The sequence below is a fragment of the Pseudomonas sp. BMS12 genome (assembly GCF_001592875.1).
In the GTDB taxonomy this organism is placed as follows: domain Bacteria; phylum Pseudomonadota; class Gammaproteobacteria; order Pseudomonadales; family Pseudomonadaceae; genus Aquipseudomonas.
In genome coordinates, this window is sequence record NZ_LSOF01000024.1 from 47,634 (window position 1) to 71,048 (window position 23,415).

Below are 23,415 nucleotides of genomic sequence, written 5' to 3' on the forward strand. Positions count from 1 at the left end.
ATGCCACCGTTTGCCGGCTTCCGCGCCCTGCTCTGCGGCTTCGCGCAGATCTTCCTGCAGCAACGACCAGGCTTCGGCCTGGCGGTGCTGCTGGCGCTGCTGATTGGTGCTCCCGACCGGCTGGGTGATGCCCTGCTCGGCGCCCTCGCCGGCACCCTGGTGGCCCAGCGTCGAGGTTATTCACAGGCCGATATAGACGCCGGACTGTACGGCTACAACGGCGCGCTGCTCGGCCTGCTGTTGAGCCTCAAGCTGGCCTGGACGCCCTTGCTGCCCCTGCTGATCCTCGGCAGCGCCGGGCTCTCTAGCCTGCTGCTGGCACGCTGGCTGCGCGCTTCGCGCGAGCGCGAGTGGCTGCCCGCCTACACCCTGCCCTTTGTCCTGTTCGGCTGGCTCCTGCCCTGGCTGGGAGCATCGCTCGGGCTGGCTCCGGCAGCCGAGGGCCCGGCGCCGTCTTTAGCCAGCGGCCTCTGGCCGGCTTTCGCCGAAGCGACCCTGCGTGGCCTGGGCCAGGTGATTTTCCTCGACCATCCGCTGGCAGGCCTGTGCCTGCTGATCGGTTTGAGCCTGTGCAATCACCGTTGTGCCGCCTGGGCACTGGCCGCCGCTGCGCTGCCCGCTGGCCTGGCCTTGCTGGCGCAGCAACCGTCGCTAGCCGCTCTCGCCGGCCTGCACGGCTACAGCCCGGTACTGGCCGCCATCGCCCTCGCCCAGAGCCATCGCCAGCCCTGGGCGCCGCTGGCCGGAATCGTACTGAGCCTGGCGCTGCAGCCAGGCTTCGCCGCCCTCGGCCTAGCACCGCTGACCATGCCCTTCATCCTCGCCTGCTGGCTGGTTGAAGCAGGCACCAGGAGCTGGCGAAGTGCGGCAGAGGCTTGTGCGCCATCTACCGGGCGAAAGTAATCGTCCTCAGGACACTTCTCCGTCAACGTGGCCTTTGACGGCGTTCTGCTCAGTCGAACCGCCGAAGAGGAAATCTCCCCCTCTTTCACTCATGGACCACACACTGATCGCGCCCGTTATTCTTCGCGACGTAGAGCGCCTTATCAGCTCTGCCCACCAGGCTTTCAAACTCAACGCCCTCGCAATACTCGGCAAGCCCCGCGCTGATAGTGGCAACCAATCTGGCCTTAACGGTTTGCCGGATGCGCTCGGCAATGGCCCTGGCTCCCTCGATGGGGGTATGCGGCAAGACCAGAAGAAACTCTTCGCCGCCATAACGTACGACCAGGTCCTCCTCACGACAGCACTCCAGCAGCACAGCGGCGAGGTTGATAAGCAGTTCATCCCCCGCACTATGACCCTTTGAATCGTTGTAATGCTTGAAGTGATCGACATCCAAAATGATCACACTGAATGGCTCGCCGTTGCGCTGAGCTGCGGGAATCAGTTTTTCCAGATAGGCATACAACGCTCTTCTATTGGCCAACTTGGTCAGCGGATCTTTCAAGGCAAACTGTCGATTTTCAATTTTCAACGAAATGTTTTCTATGAGAATCCTGCTCTGCACCACCAGCAACCTGAGCAAGTGCAAGTAACCGACCAGAAGAAACAGCGCCACTAAAGCGAATAACGCATCATCCAGCAGAAAAAAGCGACTGATAATGGCCAGCATCACCAGCGTCAGATACACGATGATCTGGGCAAGAGATGTGCTTAATACCAACACCCCGCCTGCGGCCATGATCATGAAGGCGAAGGCGCACAGGGCAATGGCAACGGGCGTCTCGTTGCCATAGGGCAGGAAGATGACCGAAGCGAACCCCACATAGGCGACGGTTCCAGCCAGCGTCATGAAGCGTTCCCATGGCCGGATATTCGCCGGGGAGATAGCGCCTGCGCGCATGCGCAACTCGAATAAAACGGACACTACGATGCGGGGGATGTTGGCTGTACAGACAGCCAGCAGCCAGGCTAGTGCGATCTCAAGGCCGGCATACCGTTGCGCTACGAAGTACAACAAGCCCAATGATGTGGCCACGCCCAAATAGCCAAACTTCACGTTATTGAAGAGAATTTTGATTCGCTCAAAATCCAGTTCTTGGCTGTTTACGGATCGGAAGTTTTCAGGCCGCATCAACGAACCCTAGTATCAATAGATGGCGTGAAAATGGGGGCAAGGTTGCCGGCATGAACCATACCAGCTCAGGGCCCTGAATGCGCTTGCAATGCCAGCCAGACACGGGAGACGCCCCATCAACCAGGACGGTAAGCCTGCCCTCTGTCCCGCAAGGCTGACCCAACAACGGCGGGCACATTGCGTCCCGTTTGCAAACTGGCTTCGTAGCCTTACCCTCGCCTGCGGGCTGGTACCGCTCAGTTCGCGCCTGCTACGCCAATTGCGAGCCCTTGTCAGGGCCACGCCGCATTCCCTAGGCTTGCATCACTCCGCGCCCCGGGCCGCTTCAAGCACAAGGAACAGACCACATGGATCAACCCCAGAGCTGGCGCGAGCGCCTCTACCTCATCATCTTCCACACCGACACCCCGGCCGGGCAGCGTTTCGATCGCTGGCTGCTGGTCTGCATCCTGGCCAGTCTGGTGGTCGTGATGCTCGACAGCATCGGCGATATCCACCGCGATTACGGCACTGTGCTGGTGGCGCTGGAATGGATCTTCACCGCGCTGTTCGCCGCCGAATATCTGGTGCGCCTGTACTGCTCACCCAAACCGGTGCGCTATGCCTTCAGCTTCTTCGGCCTGATCGACCTGCTGGCCATCCTGCCGGCCTTCATCGGCCTGTTCTACGGTGATGCCCAGTACCTGCTGATCGTCCGTGCCCTGCGCCTGATCCGCGTATTCCGCGTACTCAAGCTGAGTCCGTACATGAAGCAGGCCAACTTTCTGCTCACCGCACTGCGTGGCAGCCAGCAGAAGATCACCGTGTTCTTCGTCTGCATCGCCACCCTGGTGACGGTGTTCGGCGCGCTGATGTATGTGATCGAAGGACCGCAGAACGGCTTCACCAGCATCCCCAAAGGCATCTACTGGGCCATCGTCACCCTGACCACCGTGGGTTTTGGCGATGTCGTGCCGAAAACCCCGCTGGGCCAGGCCTTGGCCTCGCTGGTGATGATCACCGGCTACTCGGTGATCGCCGTGCCCACCGGCATCTTCGGCGCCGAGCTGGCCAACGCCATGCGCGACAACAGCCGCCTGCGCCGCCCCTGCCCGAGCTGCAACAAGGGCGAACACGAGACCAATGCCGCCTTCTGCGACCGCTGTGGCAATCCGCTGTATTCGCGCCGGGAGCCCGAAGATGCTTGACCCGCAGCGCTGGCAGGGACTCTGGCAACAACTGGGTAGCGAGGCGCCTGCCGGCAGCTTTGCCGAGTTGCAAAGCGCCTATGCGACCCCCGGGCGGCACTACCACAGCACGCGGCATATTCAGGCCTGCCTGGATCACTTCGACCGCTGGCAACACCTGGCCGACAACCCGGCGCTGGTGGAGCTGGCGCTCTGGACCCACGACCTGGTCTACGACACCCACCGCCAGGACAATGAGGCAGCGAGCGCGCAGCGCGCCTGCCAGTGGCTCGATGACGCGGAACTGGGCAAGCACGAGGCCGCCCTGCGCGAGCTGATCCTTGCCACCTGCCACCAGCAGGCGCCGGAAGGTGACGATGCGGCGCTGGTGGTGGATATCGACCTGGCCATTCTCGCCAGCAAACCGAACGACTATGCCCAGTACGAGGCCGCTGTGCGCGCCGAATACGCCTGGGTGCCGGAAGCGCTGTTTCGTGCAGGCCGGGCCAAGCTGCTGAAGCAGTTGCTGGCTATGCCTGCGCTCTACCACCAGGCATCGCTGGCCAAGCTGTGGGAAGCCCCGGCAAGGCGCAACCTACAGGCTGCGCTGGCGGCGCTGGAGAGTCAGTCGGAGTAGGTGCGACCGAGCCCCGCCGGCACGCCGCTGCTGTCGGTCGGTTGCCAGGGGCCCTGGGCCGAGCTGGACCAGCTCCAGCCGCGGTTCCAGCGGTAGTAGACACGCTCCCGGTAGTAAACCTTGCTGCTGCCCTGCAGCACATACACGCCCAGGCTCGGGTCCCAGTAGGCGTTGCCGCCAGGCGGCGGCGCGTAGCGTGGGTGGCTCTGCTGACGTACCGGTTCGCTCTTGCCCGGCATCTGGGGCTGTACGGAGCAACCGGCGAGCACCAACAGCGCCGCCAGCGGCAGTGCGGCGCGCATCATTGCGCCACCTCCGGGCTGTCGATCAGCAGGTGTTGCGGCTCGCGGGTGCTACTGGCAATCGGCTGGCCGCGGCCGATCCACTCGCCCTGGGTCGCCACACCGCTGCGCGAGATACGCGCCGCCAGTTGCACCTGAGCGAAGCTGGACAGCTTGAGCTGCTCCATCATCGCGTCCTTGTCGCTTAGCTCCACGGTAGCCGGCAGATCGGCCACCGTCAGGCGCTTGACCGCCAACGGCATGGGCGGCCCGGAAGCGGCACGGGCGAAGACGAATACCGCATCGCCCGGCTCGACCTTGGCCTTGAGCTCGGGGGCCAGGTCGACGCTGACCTTGATCACCGCCATTGCCTTGTTCACCAGTTCCACGGGCTTCTGCACAGGCTCACCGGCCGCCTGTTGCTGCTCGCGGGCCCGCTCGATACCTATCTGAATGGACGCGCGCGCCGGATCGTCTTCCGGCATCTGCGCCAGCAGGCGCTGCCAGAACCCCACGGCATCGCCGAAACGCTGTTCCTCGAACGCGGCAATGCCGAGCAGGCCCAGACTGGTGGTCTCGTTGGGGTCGGCCTGTAGCGCTTCGTCGGTCAGCGCCTGCATCTGCTCATTCCACTGCTTGTCATTGGCGAAATACAACGCCTGGGCCCACTGACCGAGCAGCTCCGGCGCCCGGTCAGCCAGACGGGCGGCCTGCTCGTAGGCCTTGGCCGCCTCGGCGGGACGGCCATTGCCCATCTGGATGCGCCCGAGGAAATACCAGGCCTCGGCGGAGTCCGGGTTGTCCGTCACTGCCTGCTGCAGGCGCGCGGTCATCTGCTCCATGCTCGGCCGTTCGCCCAGCGCGGCGATCTCCTGGCTGGCGCCCCAGTGCCAGTACAGGCCGAAGGCCAGGCCGGGAATGGCCAGGGCGATCAGCAGCGGCAGCGCCTTGCCCAGGCGCTGGCCACGGCCATTGCCGGCACCCTCGGTATCGGCCAGCAACTCGCGCGCGGCCTCGGCCTGACCGGCATCGAACTGTTCGACAGTCAGCGTGCCGGCGTCGCGCTGGCCCTGCAGTTCGGCCAGGCGCTCCTGATACAGGGCGACGTTGAGGGCGGTGCGGTCTTCCTCGGCCTGGGCACGACGGCCACGCAGCACGGGAACCAGCAGAAAAGCCGTGCCGACCAGCAGCAACAGGCCGACGGCGAGCCAAAATTCGATCATCAGTCTTGGGTATCCCGGGAATTGTCTTTCAGCAGCGCGGCCAGGCGCGCGCTTTCAGCGCTGGACAGCGCGGCGTTGGCAGGCGCGTTTTCCACCTTGCGCCGCCGCAGCACCAGCACGCAGAGCACGATGGCACCCAGGCCGAGCAGGCCGAAGGGGCCGTACCAGAGCAGCCAGGTGCGGCTGTCCAGCGGCGGTTTGTACATCACGAAATCGCCGTAGCGCATGACCAGAAAATCGACGACCTCCTTGTCGCTGCGGCCCTCTTCCAGCATGCGGAAGATCTCGCGGCGCAGGTCGGTGGCGATCGGCGCATTGGAGTCGGCGATGTTCTGGTTCTGGCACTTGGGGCAACGCAGTTCCTCGGTGAGGCTGCGAAAGCGCTCGCGCTCGACCTCGTCCCTGAACTCGTAGGTGTCGATGGCGGCGCGGGCCACGCCGACCAGGGAGAGGCCCAGCAGGCAGGCGATCAGCAGGCGCTTCACGGCTTCTCCTCCAGCAGCGCCTGGTAACGCGGCGCCAACTCCTGACGCCAGACACGCTCGTCGATCGCCCCCACGTACTTGTGGCGGATGATGCCCTGAGCGTCGACCAGGAAGGTCTCGGGCGCGCCGTAGACGCCCAGGTCCAGGCCCAGGCTGCCCTGGGCATCACTCAGGGTCAGTCGATAGGGATCGAGGTAATCCTTGAGCCACTTGCGCGCGGCCTCGGCATCGTCCTTGTAGTTGACCCCGTAGATGGTCACGCCGGCCTTGGCCAGATTGTTGAGCATCTGGTGCTCGGCCTTGCAGGTCGGGCACCAGGTGGCCCAGACGTTGATCAGCGCCGGGCCCTTGAAGTCGGCCTGGGTCAGCTGACGCTGCGGTTCCTTCAGGTCCGGCAGGTTGAATGCCGGCAACGGCTTGTCGATCAGCGCCGAGGGCAGCTCGGTGGGGTCGAGAAACAGGCCGCGATAGAGAAACACCGCCATGCCAAGAAACAGCGCCAATGGCAGCAGCAGAATCAGACGCTTCATGCAGTCGCTTCCTTCAGGCCGAGAACATCACGCACGCGGGTACGTACCTTGACCCGATAACGCGGGTCGAAAGCCGCCAGCAGGCCACCGAGGCCCATCATCAGGCCGCCCAGCCAGATCCAGCGTACGTACGGCTTGATGTGCACGCGCACGGCCCAGGCGCCGTCTTCCAGCGGCTCGCCCAGCGCCACGTAGAGGTCGCGGGTGAAGCCGGCATCGATGCCGGCCTCGGTCATCGGCATCTGCTGCACGGTGTACAGGCGCTTCTCCGGATGCAGCACGGCGACTTCCTCGCCGTCCTCCAGCACGCGCACGGTGCCCTTGTCCGAGGTGAAGTTCGGCCCCTCGAAGTGCTTGGCACCCTCGAAGACGAACACATAGCCCCCCAGCTCCAGCGACTCACCCGGTGCCAGGCGCAGGTCGCGCTCGGCGCTACCATGGCTGACCAGCACCACGCCGATGGCGCACACGGCAATGCCCAGGTGCGCCAGCTGCATGCCCCAGTAGCTGCTGGACAGACCGCTGACACCCTTGAGCAGGCCCTTGTGGCGGCACTTGTCGAGCAGATCGCGCACGCCGGCCAGCAGCACCCAGGCCGCCAGCAGGAACACCGCCAGCACGCTCCAGTGGAAGTCGCCAAAGATCAGCGTGGCAACCACCGCCAACGCCACGCTACCCAGCAATACCGGAGTCAGCATGCCCAGCAACCACTGCACCGGGGTGTCCTTCCAGCGCACCAGCACACCCACCGCCATCACCACCATCAGCAGGCCCATGAGTGGTACGAACAGGGCATTGAAGTACGGTGGGCCGACCGACAGCTTGGCGCCGCTCAGGGCATCCAGCACCAGCGGATAGAGGGTGCCGAGCAGGATCATCGAGGCGGCCACCACCAGTACCAGGTTGTTGGCCAGCAGCAGGGTCTCGCGCGACCACAGGGCGAAGCCGACCTGGCTCTTCACCACCGGCGCCCGCACGGCGAACAGCGTCAACGAACCGCCCACCACGATCAGCAGGAACACCAGGATGAACACACCGCGCGCCGGGTCGTTGGCGAAGGCATGCACCGAGGTCAGCACGCCGGAGCGCACCAGGAAAGTACCGAGCAGGCTCAGGGAAAACGCGGCAATCGCCAGCAATACGGTCCAGCTCTTGAACACTCCGCGTTTCTCGGTCACGGCCAGCGAGTGGATCAGCGCGGTGCCGACCAGCCAGGGCATGAAAGAGGCGTTCTCCACCGGGTCCCAGAACCACCAGCCGCCCCAGCCCAGCTCGTAGTAGGCCCACCAGGAGCCCAGCGCGATGCCGATGCCGAGGAAGGACCAGGCGACCATGGTCCAGGGCCGCGACCAGCGCGCCCAGGCAGCGTCCAGCTTGCCGCCAAGCAAGGCGGCAATGGCGAAGGCGAAGGCCACGGAGAAGCCGACATAACCCATGTACAGCATCGGCGGATGCACGATCAGACCGAAGTCCTGCAGCAGCGGGTTGAGGTCGCGACCGTTGGCTGGCGTGTTGGCCAGCAGGCGCTCGAAGGGATTGGAGGTGATGATCAGGAACAACAGGAAGCCGACGCTGATCATGCCCATCACCGCCAGCACGCGGGCTAGCATCTGTTCCGGCAGCTGGCGCGAGAAGATCGCCACGGCGAAGGTCCAGCCGCCGAGAATCAGCGCCCACAGCAGCAGCGAACCCTCGTGCGCGCCCCACACGGCACTGAACTTGTAGTACCAGGGCAAGGCACTGTTGGAGTTGTTGGCCACGTAGGCCACGCTGAAGTCGTCGGTCATGAAGGCCCAGGTCAGGCAGGCGAAAGCGAACGCCAACATGGCGAACTGCCCCCAGGCCGCCGGCTGGGCCAGGCCCATCCACTGGCGGTCGCCAAGCCAGGCGCCAACCAGTGGCAGCGTCGCCTGCACCAGCGCCAGGCACAGGGCGAGAATCAGGGCGACATGGCCCAGCTCGGGAATCATCAGCGCGGCGTCCATGGTCAGCCCTCCTTCGCCGGCAGCTTGCCGCTTTCTTTCAGGGCCTTGGTCACTTCCGGAGGCATGTAATTCTCGTCGTGCTTGGCCAGTACCTCATCGGCGATCAGCACGCCGTCGGCATTCAGCTTGCCGAGCGCGACGATGCCCTGCTCCTCGCGGAACAGGTCCGGCAGAATGCCGCGATAGCGGATGGTCACATTCTTGGCGAAGTCGGTAACCACGAATTCGACGTCCAGCGAGTCGCCCGAACGTTTCACCGAACCCTTGGCGACCATGCCGCCAGCACGGATACGGGTGTCTTTCGGCGCCTCGCCGTTGGCGATCTGGGTCGGGGTGTAGAACAGGTTGATGTTCTCCTGCAGTGCCGACAGGGCCAGGCCGACGGCCACGGAAACCCCGACCAGAATGGCCAGGACGATATACAGACGTTTCTTGCGGACCGCGTTCACTGTTGTTTCTCCCGGCGCAGACGACGCGCCTCGTCTTGCAGATAACGCCGGCGCGCCAGGATCGGCAGCACCACGTTCAAGGCCATGACCGCCAGACTGATGCCGTAGGCCGACCACACGTAGGCGCCATGGTGACCCATGGCGAGAAAATCACTGAAGGAGGCGAAGCTCATGCCCTGCCCTCCACCAGGCGTGCCACCTCGGCGCGCACCCAGCTGCTGCGGGCCTCGCGCTTGAGCACTTCGGTACGCATGCGATAGAGCAGTACGGCACCGAGGAAGCAGTAGAAGCCGAGCACGCAGAGCAGCAGCGGCAGCCACATCTCGACGTTCATGCTGGCCTTGCCGGTGACCTTGAAGGTGGCCGGCTGGTGCAGGGTGTTCCACCACTCCACCGATTTCTGGATGATCGGGATGTTCACCGCGCCGACCAGCGCCAGCACGGCGCAGGCCTTGGCGGCGCTGTCGCGGTTGCTGATGGCGTTGCCCAGGGCGATGACGCCGAAATACAGGAACAGCAGGATCAGCATCGAGGTCAGGCGCGCGTCCCATACCCAGTAGGTACCCCAGGTCGGTTTGCCCCAGATGGAGCCGGTGACCAGGGCGATAAAGCACAACCAGGCACCGATGGGTGCGGCCTGCTGCAAGGCGACATCGGCCAGCTTCATCTTCCACACCAGGCCGACCAGGCCGGCCACCGCCATCAGCAGGTAACAGGACTGGGCGAGAAAGGCCGCCGGGACGTGGATATAGATGATCCGGTAGCTGTTGCCCTGGTACTTCTCCGGCGGTGCGAAGGCCAGCCCCCAGACGATGCCGACAACCAGCAGCACGACGGCGGCGGCGGCCAGCCAGGGCAGCCAGCGGCCGCTGCGCTCATAGAACCACTTGGGTGAGCCCCATTGGTGAAACCACGTCCACTTCATCCGTTCGACTCTTCTCTTACTCGCCGACGCTGATCTTCAGGCCGGCGCCAATCGCAAAGGGTGTCAGGGTGACCGCCAAGGCGGTCAGGCTGGCCAGCCACAACAGGTGGCCGGCCGCGGGCAATCCTTGCAGGGCCGCCTGTAACGCTCCGGTGCCGAGAATCAGCACCGGGATGTACAGCGGCAGAATCAGCAGCGCCAGCAGCAGCCCGCCGCGCTTGAGACCGACCGTCAGCGCCGCGCCGACCGCACCGAGCAGGCTCAGGATCGGCGTGCCCAGCAGCAGCGACAGCAGCAGCACCGGCAGGCAGCGCCCCGGCAGGCCGAGCATCAGCGCTAGCAGGGGCGACAGCAAGACCAGCGCCAGGCCGGAAAACAGCCAGTGTGCCAGCACCTTGGCCAGCACCAGAAGAGGCAGGGGGTGCGACGAAAGGACCCACTGCTCCAGCGAGCCATCTTCGAAATCACTGCGGAAAAGCCCGTCCAGCGAGAGCAGCACGGCCAACAGCGCCGCCACCCAGACCAGACCGGGAGAAAGGGTCTGTAACAGATTGGTCTCCGGGCCGACCGCCAACGGGAACAGGGCGATGACGATGGCGAAGAACACCAGCGGGTTGGCCAGTTCGGCCGGGCGCCGGCACAGCAAGCGCGCCTCTCGACTCAGCAGGAGGAAGAAGACGTTGCTCATGCGCGGCGCCCCAGATCCAATTCGATGTAGCCGGACGGCTTTTCGCTGAGCGTGTGGTGAGTGGTCAGCACGACCAGCCCGCCCTGCTCGCAATGCCCGGCCAGGTGCGCCTCCAGCTCGGCCACGCCCTGCTTGTCCAGGGCCGTGAAAGGCTCGTCTAGAATCCACAGCGGCGGCGCATCCAAATGCAGGCGAGCCAGGGCCACGCGGCGCTGCTGGCCGGCGGACAGGGTATGGCAAGGCACATCCTCGAAACCGCGCAGACCGACCTTCTCCAGGGCACGCCAGATGGCATCGCGATCAGCCGGCTGATGCAGCGCACAGAGCCAGGCCAGGTTCTCCTCGGCGGTCAGCAGCCCCTTGATGCCGGCGGCGTGGCCAATCCACAACAGGCTGCTCCCCAGCTCGCCATGCTGGTGCGCCAATGGCTTGCCGTTCAGCAGCACCTCACCGGCGGTCGGCTGCATCAGCCCGGCGAGCAGGCGCAACAGGCTGGTCTTGCCACTGCCATTGGGCCCGGCGACCTGCAACAGGGTGCCGCCGGCTAGGTCCAGGTCCAGATGCTCGAACAGCAGACGCCAGTCCCGCTCGCAGGCGAGGGCAACGGCTTGGAGGCGTGGACTGATCACTGCATGGTGTCCCGGAGGGGTTCAAGTCAGAGGGGGGCTGGCCGCTATACTGGGGCAAGTTGACTGTACAGCCAGCCCGAACGGGGCGGCATTATACATGCCGGGCTTCCCCCTCCGAAGCCGGCTTTTCGACAGGGTGTAACCCGCCAATGGCAGAAATCAGCAGCCCCCGCCCGCTCCCCGCGACGCCGCCCGTCAGTCGTCCTGTCCAGGCCAGTGCTGCCGACCTGGCGGTAAAACTGCTACAGCCGCTGGAGGGCATGCTCGCCGCCGGGGAAAGCGCCAAGGCCGAGGTACTGGAAGCCAAGGCAGTCGCCCAGAGCTTCCAGCTGCTGCTCAAGCTGACCCTCGGCAACGGCCAGCAGACCACGCTGGAGGCCAGCAGCCCACGCCAGCTGGCCCAAGGCAGCACACTAGCCGTCACCGCCCTCTCGGAAACCCGCTTGGCCGTCGCCCTGCAAGGTGGCGATACGCGCCTGCTGAGCAAGCTGGATCTGGAACAGTTCCCAGTCGGCACCCTGCTGCAGGGCAAGGTCGAGGCCCGTGAGCAGATTGCCCAGCTCAAGGGCCAGCAGGCGCTTTACCGGGCCGTGGTCAACCTGCTCAACACACCGCTGGCGGGGAGCAAACTGAATATCGAGACCGCCCTGCCACTGCCAATCGGCAGCCTGCTCACGGCCCAGGTGCAAGGCAGCCAGGCGCTCAACTTCCTGCCCTTGAGCGGGCGCCTGGATCAGCTGGTGCTGAGCCAGCAACTGGCCGCCCAGCAGAGTCGCCAGGGCTCGCTGGAAGGCCTGTTCAAAGGCCTGCAAGGGCTAGCCAGCCAGACCGATGTACCGGATGACCTGCGCGCCAGCATCGACAAGCTGCTCGGCATGCTGCCGGACAGCAAGCAGCTGAGCACCCCGGACGGACTGGCCAAGGCCCTGCAGCAGAGCGGCGTGTTCCTCGAAGCCAAATTGCTCGGTGGCCAGGCCCAGCAACTGCCCCAGGACCTCAAGGCCAACCTGCTGCGCCTGATCAACCAGCTGCTGCCCAACCTGCCCGGCGCCGCTCCGTTACCCGCCGCCAGTGCTGGCAGCGCGCTGGCCCAGGCCCTGCCCGCCTTTGTGCGCAATGCTCTGGGGGCGCTGGGCCAGCCGAATCTGCGCCAGCAGGCCATGAGCTTCCCCCTGCCCTCGCGACTGCTGCAGTCGATGGACCAGGAAGCCGATCTGGAAATCCTGCTCAAGCTGGCGGCGGCAGCGGTATCGCGCCTGCAGACCCACCAGCTGTCGAGCCTGGCGCAGTCGCAGGTCACGCCCGAAGGCAACCTGCTGACCACCTGGCAGCTGGAAGTACCGATGCGCAACCAGCAGGACGTGGTGCCACTGCAGATCAAGCTGCAGCGTGAGGATTCCGGCCAGGCTGGCAAGCAGGAACAGAAGGAAACGCTCTGGCGTATCGAACTGGCCTTCGACCTGGACCCGCTGGGCCCGCTGCAGGTGCAGGCGCAGCTGCTGCGCGGCAGTCTGTCCAGCCAGCTGTGGGCCGAGCGCGCTGACACCGCTCTGCTGGTCGATGCCGAGCTGGACAACCTGCGCCAACGCCTGCTCAGCGCCGGCCTCGAAGTGGGTGAGCTGAGCTGCCGCCAGGGCATGCCACCGCAGGGGCCGAAGACGCATCTGGAGCAACGCTGGGTGGACGAAACCGCATGAAGCACAAACCGCCACGCCAAGCCATCGCCCTCTCCTACGACGGCGCCAGCGCTCCCAATCTGACCGCCAAGGGCGACGACGAACTGGCCGAGGCCATCCTGGCCATCGCCCGCGAATACGAAGTGCCGATCTACGAGAATGCCGAACTGGTGCGCCTGCTGGCGCGCCTGGAACTGGGCGACGCGATACCCGAACCGCTGTACCGCACCATTGCCGAAATCATCGCGTTCGCCTGGTATCTCAAGGGCAAGCGCCCGGAGGGTTTCGACGAGGAACGCGACGTCACTCCGGAACAGGCAGGCCCGCCGCTGTTGGCTGCGCCCCGAGAATAAAGGCGTACATCTCACCCTCCTCGCCCTTGCCCAGAGGGAAGTCCAGCAACTGCCAGGCGAAGTAGCCGGTGCGGAAGTAGTAGACCTGCTGATAACCCCAGCTCACTGCGCGGCGCGCCGCCTCGGCGCCCTCCGGGCAGACCTCGCTGTCGCAGTACAGCACCATCGGCATGCTGCGCGGCCAGCTGGCTTCCTGGAGATCGGCGAAGCGTCCGCCCAGCTCCATGTGCAGAGCACCATGCACATGCCCCCAGCGCCATTCGCGTGGCGCCCGCACATCGATGAACAGCACCCCGTGCTCATACAACTGACGCGCCTGTAGCGCATTGATGGTAACGGCGCCCTCGACCTGCAACGGAGCCTCGCGGGCCTCGACCGAGGGCAGAACCATGAACAGCAGCAAAAACAGACCGACGCGCATCGTGGACCTCCCAGGGAAGTGCCTCGCTCATGCTTTGAGCATAGGCAGCCAGTCCGGGTGGGCTAGGAACCAATGGGGTCTGACGCCGATGAGCTAATAACCGCAGCGCTTAAGCCGGATCGCTCAGGGCGCGAAAACCTCGTCGAGCAGGTCATTCATCGCCTTGAATGCCCGCGCCGCCACCACCGGGTGGTACTCGTTGCGCCCCGGCACATTGGCCAGCGGGTTGGTAAAGGAATGCACCGCACCGCCATAGCTGACCAATTGCCAGTCCACCTTGGCTGCCTTCATCTCGGCGATGAAACCGTCCACCTGGGCCTGGGGCACCGCAGGGTCCTCGGCACCATGCAGTACCAGTACCGGCGCCTTGATCTGTCGTGCGTCCTCGGGGTGGGGAGTGTCCAGGTTGCCATGGAAGGAAACGAACGCCTTGAGCGGAGCTCCGTCTCGGGCCAGTTCGAGAATGGCCCCGCCACCGAAGCAGAAACCGATGGCGGCCAACTGCTCAGGGTCTATCTCTGGCTGACGCTTGAGCACCGCCAGTGCAGCCTGGGTGCGCAGACGCATCAACGCCCGGTCGCTACGCAGGAAATTGGCCGCGACCTTGGCTTCATCCGGATTGCTCGGGCGTATGGCCTTGCCGTACAGGTCGGCCATGAACACCACGTACTGGTCGCCAGCAGCGCGTGCCGCCTTCTTCGCCGAGGCTTCATTGACACCCAGCCAGTTGGGCACCATCAGCAGGCCGGGGCGCGGCCCACTGACCTTGTCGTCATAGATCAGCAGTCCCTCGTAGGCCTCGCCATCGATCTCGTAGGGCACCGCCTTGACCACCACACCGGCCTCGGCAAGGCTGGCCAAGCCGGCGAACAGCAGCGGGAGAAGGGGCTTGCTCATGTCGCGACTCCTCGATCGAAAGACAATCCGGGCAAGCCTAGCAGGCTGCCGACGAATGCCAGCGGGGCTCCTGGCGCGACACCGTCCGCTGCGGCCGTGCGTGGTCAGCAAACATTACGAAATGTCGCGCCCCACGCGCGCATACCAGGCCAACAATGCTGGTGGTTTTTAGCGATCGGCCAATCAGTCCTGCGCGGTGATGGCTTCTTCGTCCGCCAGGCGGCGGATATAGGCAGCGAAGTCCGGGTCCTCACCGCGTAGCAGGTGCGGCAGGCGCTCGCGGAAGTCCTCGCGGCGACTCCACTCGCGCATGTAGTCCTCCCAGGAATGCCAGCGGCGCTGTTGCCTGGCGTCCATGCCGTCGGTGTAGGCCAGCAGATAGGCGCGCTCGAACAGCGAAATCAGCATGTCGAAGATCACCCACATGCGTTCGCGCTGCTCGTCGCTGAGGTCCGGTGTGGCGGCCTGGCTACGCAGGCGCAGGTCGGGGTTGGCCAGCACCACTTCGAGGAAGTCGATGTAGGCGTCGGAAATCTGCTGCCAGATGGCCTCTTCCTCGTTCGCCCGCTCCTTGCGCTGCTCGAACAGGAACACGCCGATGGCGAACGGCAGCGCCACCACCGTGACGATATAGGACAACAGTTCCCAGGTTGGCAGACTCATGCAGCGCCTCCATAGACAAGGCGGCCATTGTGCCAACGGCCGACAGCCAGGCCCAGCGAGCGGCGCAGAATTACTCGGCCTCGGCCCAGCGTTCCTTGACTTCGAGTACAGCGGGCAGCTGGCTGAGAAACAGTTCGACCAGCTCCGGATCGAAGTGCCGGCCGCTTTCCCGGCGCAGGAGGTCGACGGCTTCGGCCACAGGCCAGGCCGGCTTGTAGGGACGCACGCTGGTCAGCGCATCGAACACATCGGCGATGGCGACGATGCGCCCTACCAGTGGTATCTCCTCGCCAGCCAAACCGTTGGGGTAGCCGCTGCCGTCCCATTTCTCGTGGTGGCTGAGAGCGACGGTGCGCGCCATCTGCAACAGGCCGGAGGGATGCTCGCCGATGATGTCGGCACCGATCTGTGCGTGCTGGCGCATCACCTGCCACTCCGCCTCGTCCAGCTTGCCGTTCTTCTGCAGGATGGCATCGGGAATACCGATCTTGCCCACGTCGTGCATGGGCGCGGCATTGAGCAGGTCATCGGCCGCCACCTCATCGAAACCGGCGGCCTTGGCCAGCAGATAGGCGTAATGACTCATGCGGATCACATGCAGGCCGGTTTCGTTATCCTTGTACTCCGCCGCCAGGCCGAGACGCTGGACGATCTGCAGGCGGGTCTGGCGCAACTCATCGACCCTTACCAGCGACAGGTGGGTACGCACCCTGGCGCGGACGATGGCTGGGCTGACCGGCTTGGTGATGTAGTCCACCGCGCCCAGCTCGAAGCCGCGCGCCTCATCCTCGACATCGGCCAGGGCGGTGACGAAGATCACCGGAATGCCTGCCGTGGCTGGCTCCGCCTTGAGCCGGGCGCACGCTTCGTGGCCGGTCATGCCCGGCATCATCACGTCCAGCAGGATCAGTGCCGGCTGCTCCTGCAATGCCAGCTCCAGGGCCTTGGTGCCGTCCTTGGCAAACAGCAGGCGGTAGTCGTCCTGCAGGATCTGCCGTAGCACCTGCAGGTTGGTGGGCTCATCGTCCACCAGCAGCAACTTGGGGCGGGCATCGTTCATGGTCGGTCTCCGTCCTGCTGTTCCAGCCAACCGAGCAGCTCGGCCAGCAGCGCATCGGCGCGCTCGAAGTCGAAATCGTTGATGGCCCCATCCAGGGCCTGCGCACGCGCCTGCTGGGCCAGGCCCGGCAACGCGGCGATCAGCTGCTGCAGGGCCTGTTCGGCCAGTTCGCCGTGGCGCAGCGCGCTGCGCGCCTGCTCGATCAATGCCAGCAGCTGCGCCTCGCTCAATGTATCGGCATTCGCGCCAGTCTCCACAGCGACGGGTTCCGGCAGCTCACTCGGCAACTCGGCCAGAGCGGCAGCCAATGCCGCCAGCAGCTCATCTACCGAGGCCGGCACGGCGCCCTTGAGCGCGTGCTCCAGCTGTCCGGCCAAGCGGCTGGCACGCAGCAGCGCCAGGTTGGCCGCAGCACCGCGCAGACGGTGCACCCATTCGATGGCCTGCGTCTGTTCACCGGCCTGCAGCAGGCGCTCGATAGCGGCGCAGCTGCCAGCATGCTCATCGAGGAAGCGGCGAATGGCGATGGCCATGGCCTCCTGGCTGCCCCACAGCTGGATACCGCGCAGCCAGTCGATGGGCTGATCGGCAAGCTCTGCGGCCTTAGTGGCCGATTGTTCCTGCGGCACCGGGGCCAAGCCGATAACCGCCGCCATTTCGCCGAGCAGCTTGTCCAGCTCCAGCGGTTTGGAGGCAAAACCGTCCATACCGGCCTGGCGCGCCGCACGACGATCCTCCTCCAGCACGCTGGCGGTCAGGGCGATGATCGGCACCGGCGCCAGGCCATTGACCTGCTCGTGGATGCGGATGCGCCGGGTCGCTTCGAGGCCATCCATACGTGGCATCTGCACATCCAGCAGCAGCAGGTCGAAGTGGCCGCCAAGGAAGGCCGCCAGAGCCTCTTCGCCATCGCGTGCGGTGGTGACCTGATGCCCCAGCTGACCAAGGCTTAGGCTCAGCAGTTCGAGGTTCTGCGGCACATCATCCGCCGCCAGGATGCGCAGTGGCGGTAGTTTCAGATCGGCAGCCAGCGGTTTGCTGTGCGGCGCCTGACCCGCGGCCAGCGGCAGCTCGACGAGGAACAGACTGCCCTCGCCCAGCCGACTTTCCACGCGGATCTGCCCGCCCATCAGCTCGGTCAGCTGGCGAGCGATGGTGGTGCCCAGGCCGGTACCGCCGAAGCGCCGGCTCATGGAGGCATCGGCCTGAGCGAAGGGATCGAAGATGTGCTGCAGGCGATCCGCGGCGATGCCGATGCCGCTGTCGCGCACGGCGAAGCGCACGCCACCGGCAATGCCCTGCACCTCCAGGCGCACCCAGCCGCGCTCGGTGAATTTCACCGCGTTGCCGACCAGGTTGCTCAACACCTGCTGGATACGCAGCGGGTCCCCCCTGAAATGCGCGCTCAGGCTGGCCTGGTAGTCCAGGCTCAGGGTCAGACCCTTGGCCTCGGCGCTCAGGCCGAAGGAATCGCAGATCTGCTGGCACAGCTCGGGCAGGGAAAAGTCCAGGTTTTCCAGTTCCACCGCGCCGCGCTCCAGCTTGGCGGTGTCGAGGATGTCGTTGAGCAGGCCCAGCAGCGAACGTGCGGCCTGGCGCACGGTGCCCAGGTGGCGGCGCTGCAGGTTATCCAGCTGGGTACCCAGCAGCAGTTCGGTAAAGCCGATGATGGCGTTCATCGGCGTGCGAATCTCGTGGCTCATGTTGGCCAGGAAGGTGGTCTTGGCAGCCGCGGCCTGCTCGGCACGCTCCTTGGCGTCGCGCAGGGCCTCTTCCATCTCGCGGCGCTGGCTGAGGTCGGTGGCGAACTTGATCACCTTGAACGGCTTGCCGTCGGCATCGAAGATCGGGTTGTAGGAGGCCTGGATCCATACTTCGCGCCCACCCTTGGCCAGGCGCAGGTACTCGCCGCTTTCCAGTTCGCCGCGCGCGAGCCCCGCCCATAGCGCCCTGTAGGCCGGACTGTCGACATATTCCGGGGTACAGAAGTGGCCATGGTGCTTACCCTGAACCTCCTCCAGTTGGTATCCCATCAGGTCGAGGAAGTTCTGGTTGGCGGTGATCAATTGGCCCTGCAGATCGAACTCGGCGACCGCCAGCGCACGGTTGATGGCCGTCACCGTGCCCTCGAACTCGGCATTGCGCAGCTTGCTCTCGGTGACATCCAGCAGTACGCCGTCGATCCACTTGGGTCGGCCCTGTTCGTCGAGCACCGCGCTGCCACTCTCCCAGATCCAGTGCTCGACGCCCTGGCGATCGTACAGGCGGTATTCCACGGTGTAGCTTTCCTGGCGCGCGATAGCGGCCAGCACCAGATCGGCAACGCGCTGGAAGTCCTCGGGGTGATACAGCTCGCTGATCGACTTGCGCCGGGCCATGTAGTCCTCGGCGCTCCAGCCGGTGAGCTTCTCCACCGCGTCGCTGATGAACAGCATGGTCCAGTCGTCGTCCAGCAAACAGCGAAAGGCCACGCCGGGGATATTGCCGATCAACGAGCGGTACTGCTGCTCGCGCTCATGCAGGGCCTGCTCCATCGCCTTGCGCTCGCTGATGTCGGTGATGAAGCCGACATACAGCGTGCGTTCGGGCAAACGCGCCAGGCCGATGGCCAGGCGCACCGGCACCAGGGTGCCATCCTTGCGCAGTGCTTCCACCTCGCGACTGCCGCCGATGATGTCGCTCTCACCCTGGCGCAGCAGGTTGGCCATATAGCCTGTCCGCCCCTGGCGATAACTCTCAGGGACGGTCAGGTCGATATTGCGCCCGACCAACTCGCTGCGGGAATAACCGTAAAGCCGTTCGGCCGCAGCGTTGAGCCCTTCTATAATGCCGCGCTCATTGATGATGACGATGCCATCCACCGCCGTTTCCAGGATGGCGCGCAGGCGCACCTCGTCACTGCGCACCTGATGGAACAACTGGCGGTAGCGCAGCAGACCGTTGATGCCTGCGACGAAAATGGTCAGCGAGACGGTGATCAGCGCCACTGCCAGCGCCAGAAAGGTACTCTGCGTGGCGGTCTCGCCCGCCGCGTCAGCCGTACCGACGAAACGCGCAGCAGCCATGCCGGTGTAGTGCATGCCACTGATGGCCAGGCCCATGACCACGCCGCTGGCCATGATCGCCTTGCCTGCCGACAGGCGTCCGCGCAGACCGAAGCGCACCCATAGCGCGAGAATCGCCAGCCCCACCGCCACCAGAATCGACAGGGCAAAAATCCAGGGGTCATAGCGCAGCAGAGGCGCCATACGCATCGCCGCCATGCCGCTGTAATGCATGGCACCAATGCCAGCCCCGACCAGCACGCCGCTGCCGATCAATTGCCAGCGAGTGATCTGACGGCGCGCCAGCAACTGCAGCGCCACCCAGGAAGCGCCCAGGCTCGGCAGCAGCGACAGCAGGGTCAGCCCCGGCGCGTAATCCACCGGCGTGCACAACTGGAAGGCCAGCATGCCGATGAAGTGCATTGCCCAGACACCGCCACCCAGAGCCAGCGAGCCGGTCAACAGTGCCGTTTGCCGGTGCACCGAATTGCGGCTGAGCCGCGCCATGCCAGCCACCTGCAGGGCCATTCCCGAGGTGAACATGGCAATAGCCAGCGACAGCAGCACCAGCCAGGGGTTGTAGCTGCCGAACAGCAACAGGCTGGGGTCGGCATCGAGGAGAAAGAGACTGGTCAGGTACGACATGCGAATGGCAACTACTGAAGGACGCGGCTAGTAGAACAGGCAAGCACAGGTCAGATAAAGCCCATGCATATGGCCATTAAATAGCCACCACCCGGCAAGCTCCAGCACTAATTCCATCGCGTATGCCAAGCCCATTAGCGATCATGGGTTGGCAGGAGCGTTTGGCCTGGGATGGGATTGGCTGGTCGGCACGCTCACCCGGTGTATCGCCCTGAATTGCCCGCGCATGAAAAAGCCCGCCGAAGCGGGCTCATTCAACAGGCGATGCCGATCAGGCGGAAAGCTCGACCAGCAGCTTGTTCAGGCGCTGCACATAGGCGGCCGGGTCCTTCAGGCTGTCGCCGGCGGCCAGAGCGGCCTGGTCGAAGAGGATGTGCGAGAGGTCGGCAAAGCGATCTTCGTCCGGCTCGCCGTCCAGCTTCTCGATCAGCGGGTGCTGCGGGTTGATCTCGAAGATCGGCTTGGAGTCAGGCACCTTCTGGCCGCTGGCCTCGAGAATCTGGCGCATCTGCAGACCCAGGTCCTGCTCGCCGATGGCCAGGATCGCCGGCGAATCGGTGAGGCGGTGCGATACGCGAACCTCGGCCACCTGCTCGGCCAGCGCGCCCTTGAGGCGCTCGACCAGCCCTTCCTTGGCCTTGGCCACTTCTTCCTGGGCCTTCTTGTCCTCTTCCGAGTCCAGCTTGCCCAGGTCCAGGTCGCCACGGGCCACGTCGATCAACTGCTTGCCGTCGAACTCGGTCAGGTAGCTCATCAGCCACTCATCGATGCGGTCGGTCAGCAGCAGCACCTCGATACCCTTCTTGCGGAACACTTCCAGGTGCGGGCTGTTCTTGATCTGCGCGTGGGTTTCGCCGGTGAGGAAGTAGATCTTGTCCTGACCTTCCTTGATGCGCCCCAGGTAGTCGGCCAGGGAAACCGACTGCTCGCCGGACTCCTCGCTGGTGGAGGCAAAGCGCAGCAGGCCGGCAATCTTCTCCTTGTTGGCGAAGTCTTCCGCCGGGCCCTCTTTGAGGACCTGACCGAAGGCCTTCCAGAAGGCCTTGTACTGCTCGGGCTCGTTCTTCGCCAGCTTCTCCAGCATGTCCAGTACGCGCTTGGTCAGCGCCGACTTCATCGACTCGACCACCGGGCCGGTCTGCAGGATTTCGCGGGAAACGTTCAGCGACAGGTCGTTGGAGTCCACCACACCCTTGATGAAACGCAGGTACAGCGGCAGGAACTGGTCGGCCTGATCCATGATGAACACGCGCTGTACATAGAGCTTGAGGCCCTTGGGCGCTTCGCGCTGGTACAGGTCGAACGGCGCACGGCCCGGCACGTAGAGCAACGAGGTGTACTCCAGCTTGCCTTCGACCTTGTTGTGGCTCCAGCTCAGCGGGTTCTCGAAGTCATGGGCGACGTGCTTGTAGAACTCCTGGTACTCCTCATCCTTGACCTCGGTACGCGGACGAGTCCACAGGGCGCTGGCGCGGTTGACGGTTTCCCACTCGACCTCGGCCGGCTTGTCCTTCTCTTCGCCATGGAACTCCTTCGGCAGCTCGATCGGCAGAGCGATATGGTCGGAGTATTTCTTGACGATATTGCGCAGGCGCCAACCGTCGGCGAACTCTTCCTGATCGGCCTTGAGGTGCAGAACGATGCGGGTGCCACGCTCGGCCTTGTCGATGGTGGCGACTTCGAACTCGCCCTCGCCTTTCGACGACCAGTGCACGCCTTCGCTGGCGGCAGCGCCGGCGCGACGGGTGAACACCTCAACCTGATCGGCGACGATGAACGCCGAATAGAAGCCAACGCCGAACTGACCGATCAGGTGCGAATCCTTCTTCTGGTCGCCGGTCAGGTTCTTCATGAAGTCGGCGGTGCCGGATTTGGCGATGGTGCCCAGGTGCGCGATCACTTCCTCGCGGCTCATGCCGATGCCGTTGTCTTCGAGGGTGACGGTCTTGGCGTCCTTGTCGAAGCTCAGGCGGATCTTCAGCTCGGCGCCACCTTCGAGCAGCTCGGGCTTGGCCAGCGCTTCGAAACGCAGCTTGTCGGCCGCATCCGAAGCGTTGGAAATCAGCTCACGCAGGAAGATTTCCTTGTTCGAATACAGCGAATGGATCATGAGGTGAAGCAGCTGCTTCACTTCGGTCTGGAAGCCCAGGGTTTCTTTTTGAGTTTCCACACTCATGGTCATCAAACTCCACATGCAGGACAGGCCGCAATCGCGGCGGATGTCCTGCAGATGGGGACTTCAGGAAATATTTCAAGGGCTTGGGGGGATTGACGGCACTGCCACCGCCAACCCGCGCCTGGTCATGTCAGGGTTCAAGCAGCTCGATGCGGCCGATTTCCTCGGGCTTGAAGCTGAAGCTGGCCTGTCCCGCTCCGCCACCCATCTGCTGGCTCAGGCGAATGCTGTCATCGCTGTCGATGCCGACGAAACGCCCCTCCACTGTGCCGCCACTCGCGCGACTGACACGCATCAGCAGGTTGCGGTACTGGCTTGGGTTGCGCTGCAGACGCGGCAAGGAGAAGCGCAGACGACGATCCAGGGTCGGACGCGTGACTTCCGGAGCAACCGGGGTCGCCACCGCGGGCTGCGAGCTGGCGACTTGCGGCTCGGTACGAGCAGACAGGTGCAGCGCCGGGTAACGGTCTCCCGCCACTCGCCAGCCTGCAGCATCCTTCTCCAGCACCACCGGCACGCGCTGCAACTCACCATTGATACGAGCCTCGATATCCAGCGCCAGGCGCTGCGCCGGGAAGGTCATCTCCGGCAACTCGGCGAGCTGTACCAGGCGCGTGGAGAAGCGTCGCTGCAGGTAGTCCTCGACCACACTGGCCAGGGTTTCGCGGGAATCGAAGCGGGTGTCGACACGCCCATCGCGATAACGCAGCCGGTCGGAGAACAGCTCGAGACGCCCGCTCAGGCTGGTCTTGAAGGATGGCGGCATGACCAGATGGAAATCGCCCTGCAACTTGTTCGGTGGCAGAACCTGCAGATCCAGGTGCAAGGTGTAACCCTTGTCCAGGCGACGAGCCTCGGGCAGGTCCTGTTCGGGCAGCAGCCAGCTGATCTCGACTTCCGGCAGCGCACCGCGATCCGCCGGCAGCACATCCAGCATGACCGCGCCCTTGCTGCCATGCGGCAGGCGAATTTTCACTTCGCGTCGGGCAAAGAAGTCCTCACCCTCGCGCAGCGTCAGCACGTCGTCGATCAGCTCGGCGTATTGCGGTGAGAAGGGCTGGCCGTTCAGCTCGCCATTCAGGCGAATGTCCAGCTCGGCAGGAGCCTTGGGCGCATCCTTGAGCCAGCGCAGGCTGAGAATCGCCTCCAGGCGGGCGGCGTCCTGGCTGGCCATCAGCACCAGCCCCACTACAAGCGGAATGCAGCCCAAGGCCGATACCACCAGCGCCTTGCGAGCAGTACGCCAGTGGCGCAGCACATAGATCAGGGTTATCGGTGGAAGCAGACTGCCCCAGCCCCACAGCAGGCTGGTGGAAAAGGCCAGCATCACCAGCCAGACCAGGCCGGCCAGGATCAACAGCAGGCCGCCGAGGATCAGCAACGCATCCATTAAAATTCCTTA

Annotated in this window: 23 protein-coding genes; 5 read left to right on the forward strand and 18 right to left on the reverse strand. The window is 64.7% G+C overall.

Features of this window, described 5'->3' with window-relative positions; all coding sequences use genetic code 11:
* Positions 1-903, forward strand: coding sequence for an urea transporter (locus AYB31_RS19605; RefSeq protein ID WP_068830703.1), 903 nt, complete (start codon positions 1-3; stop codon positions 901-903).
* A gap of 85 nt (positions 904-988) precedes the next feature.
* On the opposite strand, the gene AYB31_RS19610 is transcribed toward AYB31_RS19605, so the two are convergent.
* Positions 989-2,077, reverse strand: coding sequence for a GGDEF domain-containing protein (locus AYB31_RS19610; RefSeq protein ID WP_068830704.1), 1,089 nt, complete (start codon positions 2,075-2,077; stop codon positions 989-991).
* Positions 2,078-2,427: 350 nt separating this feature from the next.
* On the opposite strand from AYB31_RS19610, the gene AYB31_RS19615 reads away from it, so the two are divergent.
* Positions 2,428-3,267 (forward strand): ion transporter, encoded by an 840-nt coding sequence (locus AYB31_RS19615; RefSeq protein WP_068830705.1) that lies wholly within the window; start codon positions 2,428-2,430, stop codon positions 3,265-3,267.
* A complete protein-coding gene (locus AYB31_RS19620; RefSeq protein ID WP_068830706.1) occupies positions 3,260-3,883 on the forward strand; it encodes an HD domain-containing protein in 624 nt (207 codons plus the stop codon). The genes AYB31_RS19615 and AYB31_RS19620 overlap by 8 nt, the downstream gene beginning before the upstream one ends.
* Here AYB31_RS19620 and AYB31_RS19625 read toward each other — a convergent pair.
* Genes AYB31_RS19625 through ccmA form a run of 10 tightly spaced genes read right to left on the reverse strand, consistent with a single transcriptional unit; the run spans position 3,871 to position 11,078 of the window.
* Positions 3,871-4,188, reverse strand: coding sequence for a hypothetical protein (locus AYB31_RS19625; protein ID WP_068830707.1), 318 nt, complete (start codon positions 4,186-4,188; stop codon positions 3,871-3,873). The genes AYB31_RS19620 and AYB31_RS19625 overlap by 13 nt on opposite strands.
* The gene (gene ccmI, locus AYB31_RS19630; protein ID WP_068830708.1) at positions 4,185-5,387 is read right to left on the reverse strand and encodes a c-type cytochrome biogenesis protein CcmI; all 1,203 of its coding nucleotides are present in this window, start codon (positions 5,385-5,387) and stop codon (positions 4,185-4,187) included. The genes AYB31_RS19625 and ccmI overlap by 4 nt, the downstream gene beginning before the upstream one ends.
* Positions 5,387-5,872 carry a cytochrome c-type biogenesis protein gene (locus AYB31_RS19635; protein ID WP_068830709.1) on the reverse strand — a complete coding sequence of 162 codons (486 nt, stop codon included), beginning with the start codon at positions 5,870-5,872 and terminating at the stop codon, positions 5,387-5,389. The genes ccmI and AYB31_RS19635 overlap by 1 nt, the downstream gene beginning before the upstream one ends.
* Positions 5,869-6,402, reverse strand: a complete 534-nt coding sequence (locus tag AYB31_RS19640) for a DsbE family thiol:disulfide interchange protein (RefSeq protein WP_068830710.1) — start codon at positions 6,400-6,402, stop codon at positions 5,869-5,871. Before AYB31_RS19640 ends, AYB31_RS19635 begins: the two co-directional genes overlap by 4 nt.
* A complete protein-coding gene (locus AYB31_RS19645) occupies positions 6,399-8,372 on the reverse strand; it encodes a heme lyase CcmF/NrfE family subunit (RefSeq protein ID WP_162493018.1) in 1,974 nt (657 codons plus the stop codon). The genes AYB31_RS19640 and AYB31_RS19645 overlap by 4 nt, the downstream gene beginning before the upstream one ends.
* A gap of 17 nt (positions 8,373-8,389) precedes the next feature.
* Complete coding sequence (gene ccmE / locus AYB31_RS19650; protein WP_068830712.1) at positions 8,390-8,836, reverse strand: cytochrome c maturation protein CcmE; 447 nt, start codon at positions 8,834-8,836, stop codon at positions 8,390-8,392.
* Positions 8,833-9,009 (reverse strand): heme exporter protein CcmD, encoded by a 177-nt coding sequence (gene ccmD, locus AYB31_RS19655; RefSeq protein WP_068830713.1) that lies wholly within the window; start codon positions 9,007-9,009, stop codon positions 8,833-8,835. Before ccmD ends, ccmE begins: the two co-directional genes overlap by 4 nt.
* Positions 9,006-9,761, reverse strand: a complete 756-nt coding sequence (locus AYB31_RS19660; protein ID WP_068830714.1) for a heme ABC transporter permease — start codon at positions 9,759-9,761, stop codon at positions 9,006-9,008. Before AYB31_RS19660 ends, ccmD begins: the two co-directional genes overlap by 4 nt.
* 16 nt (positions 9,762-9,777) lie before the next feature.
* Entirely contained in the window at positions 9,778-10,449 is a 672-nt protein-coding gene (gene ccmB / locus AYB31_RS19665; protein ID WP_068830715.1) for a heme exporter protein CcmB, read from the reverse strand.
* Positions 10,446-11,078: a cytochrome c biogenesis heme-transporting ATPase CcmA gene (gene ccmA / locus AYB31_RS19670; RefSeq protein ID WP_068830716.1), complete on the reverse strand. Its 633-nt coding sequence runs from the start codon at positions 11,076-11,078 to the stop codon at positions 10,446-10,448. Before ccmA ends, ccmB begins: the two co-directional genes overlap by 4 nt.
* Positions 11,079-11,227: 149 nt before the next feature.
* Between ccmA and fliK the strand changes: the two genes are divergently transcribed.
* Complete coding sequence (gene fliK / locus AYB31_RS19675; RefSeq protein ID WP_068830717.1) at positions 11,228-12,775, forward strand: flagellar hook-length control protein FliK; 1,548 nt, start codon at positions 11,228-11,230, stop codon at positions 12,773-12,775.
* Complete coding sequence (locus AYB31_RS19680) at positions 12,772-13,107, forward strand: EscU/YscU/HrcU family type III secretion system export apparatus switch protein (protein ID WP_068830718.1); 336 nt, start codon at positions 12,772-12,774, stop codon at positions 13,105-13,107. The genes fliK and AYB31_RS19680 overlap by 4 nt, the downstream gene beginning before the upstream one ends.
* On the opposite strand, the gene AYB31_RS19685 is transcribed toward AYB31_RS19680, so the two are convergent.
* The 7 genes from AYB31_RS19685 to AYB31_RS19715 all read right to left on the reverse strand — a co-directional run bounded on the left by AYB31_RS19685 (position 13,058) and on the right by AYB31_RS19715 (position 23,403).
* Entirely contained in the window at positions 13,058-13,528 is a 471-nt protein-coding gene (locus AYB31_RS19685; RefSeq protein ID WP_068830719.1) for a rhodanese-like domain-containing protein, read from the reverse strand. The genes AYB31_RS19680 and AYB31_RS19685 overlap by 50 nt on opposite strands.
* 123 nt (positions 13,529-13,651) lie before the next feature.
* On the reverse strand, positions 13,652-14,425 hold the full coding sequence (locus AYB31_RS19690; RefSeq protein ID WP_068830720.1) for a dienelactone hydrolase family protein: 774 nt from the start codon (positions 14,423-14,425) through the stop codon (positions 13,652-13,654).
* Positions 14,426-14,608: 183 nt separating this feature from the next.
* Positions 14,609-15,088, reverse strand: coding sequence for a hypothetical protein (locus tag AYB31_RS19695; protein WP_068830721.1), 480 nt, complete (start codon positions 15,086-15,088; stop codon positions 14,609-14,611).
* Between the two features lie 70 nt (positions 15,089-15,158).
* The gene (locus AYB31_RS19700) at positions 15,159-16,148 is read right to left on the reverse strand and encodes an HD domain-containing phosphohydrolase (protein ID WP_068830722.1); all 990 of its coding nucleotides are present in this window, start codon (positions 16,146-16,148) and stop codon (positions 15,159-15,161) included.
* On the reverse strand, positions 16,145-19,837 hold the full coding sequence (locus AYB31_RS19705) for a PAS domain S-box protein (RefSeq protein ID WP_068830723.1): 3,693 nt from the start codon (positions 19,835-19,837) through the stop codon (positions 16,145-16,147). The genes AYB31_RS19700 and AYB31_RS19705 overlap by 4 nt, the downstream gene beginning before the upstream one ends.
* A gap of 271 nt (positions 19,838-20,108) precedes the next feature.
* Positions 20,109-22,013 (reverse strand): molecular chaperone HtpG, encoded by a 1,905-nt coding sequence (htpG, locus tag AYB31_RS19710; RefSeq protein WP_068830777.1) that lies wholly within the window; start codon positions 22,011-22,013, stop codon positions 20,109-20,111.
* Between the two features lie 130 nt (positions 22,014-22,143).
* Positions 22,144-23,403 (reverse strand): MFS transporter, encoded by a 1,260-nt coding sequence (locus AYB31_RS19715; protein ID WP_068830724.1) that lies wholly within the window; start codon positions 23,401-23,403, stop codon positions 22,144-22,146.
* Between the last annotated feature and the right edge of the window lie 12 nt (positions 23,404-23,415).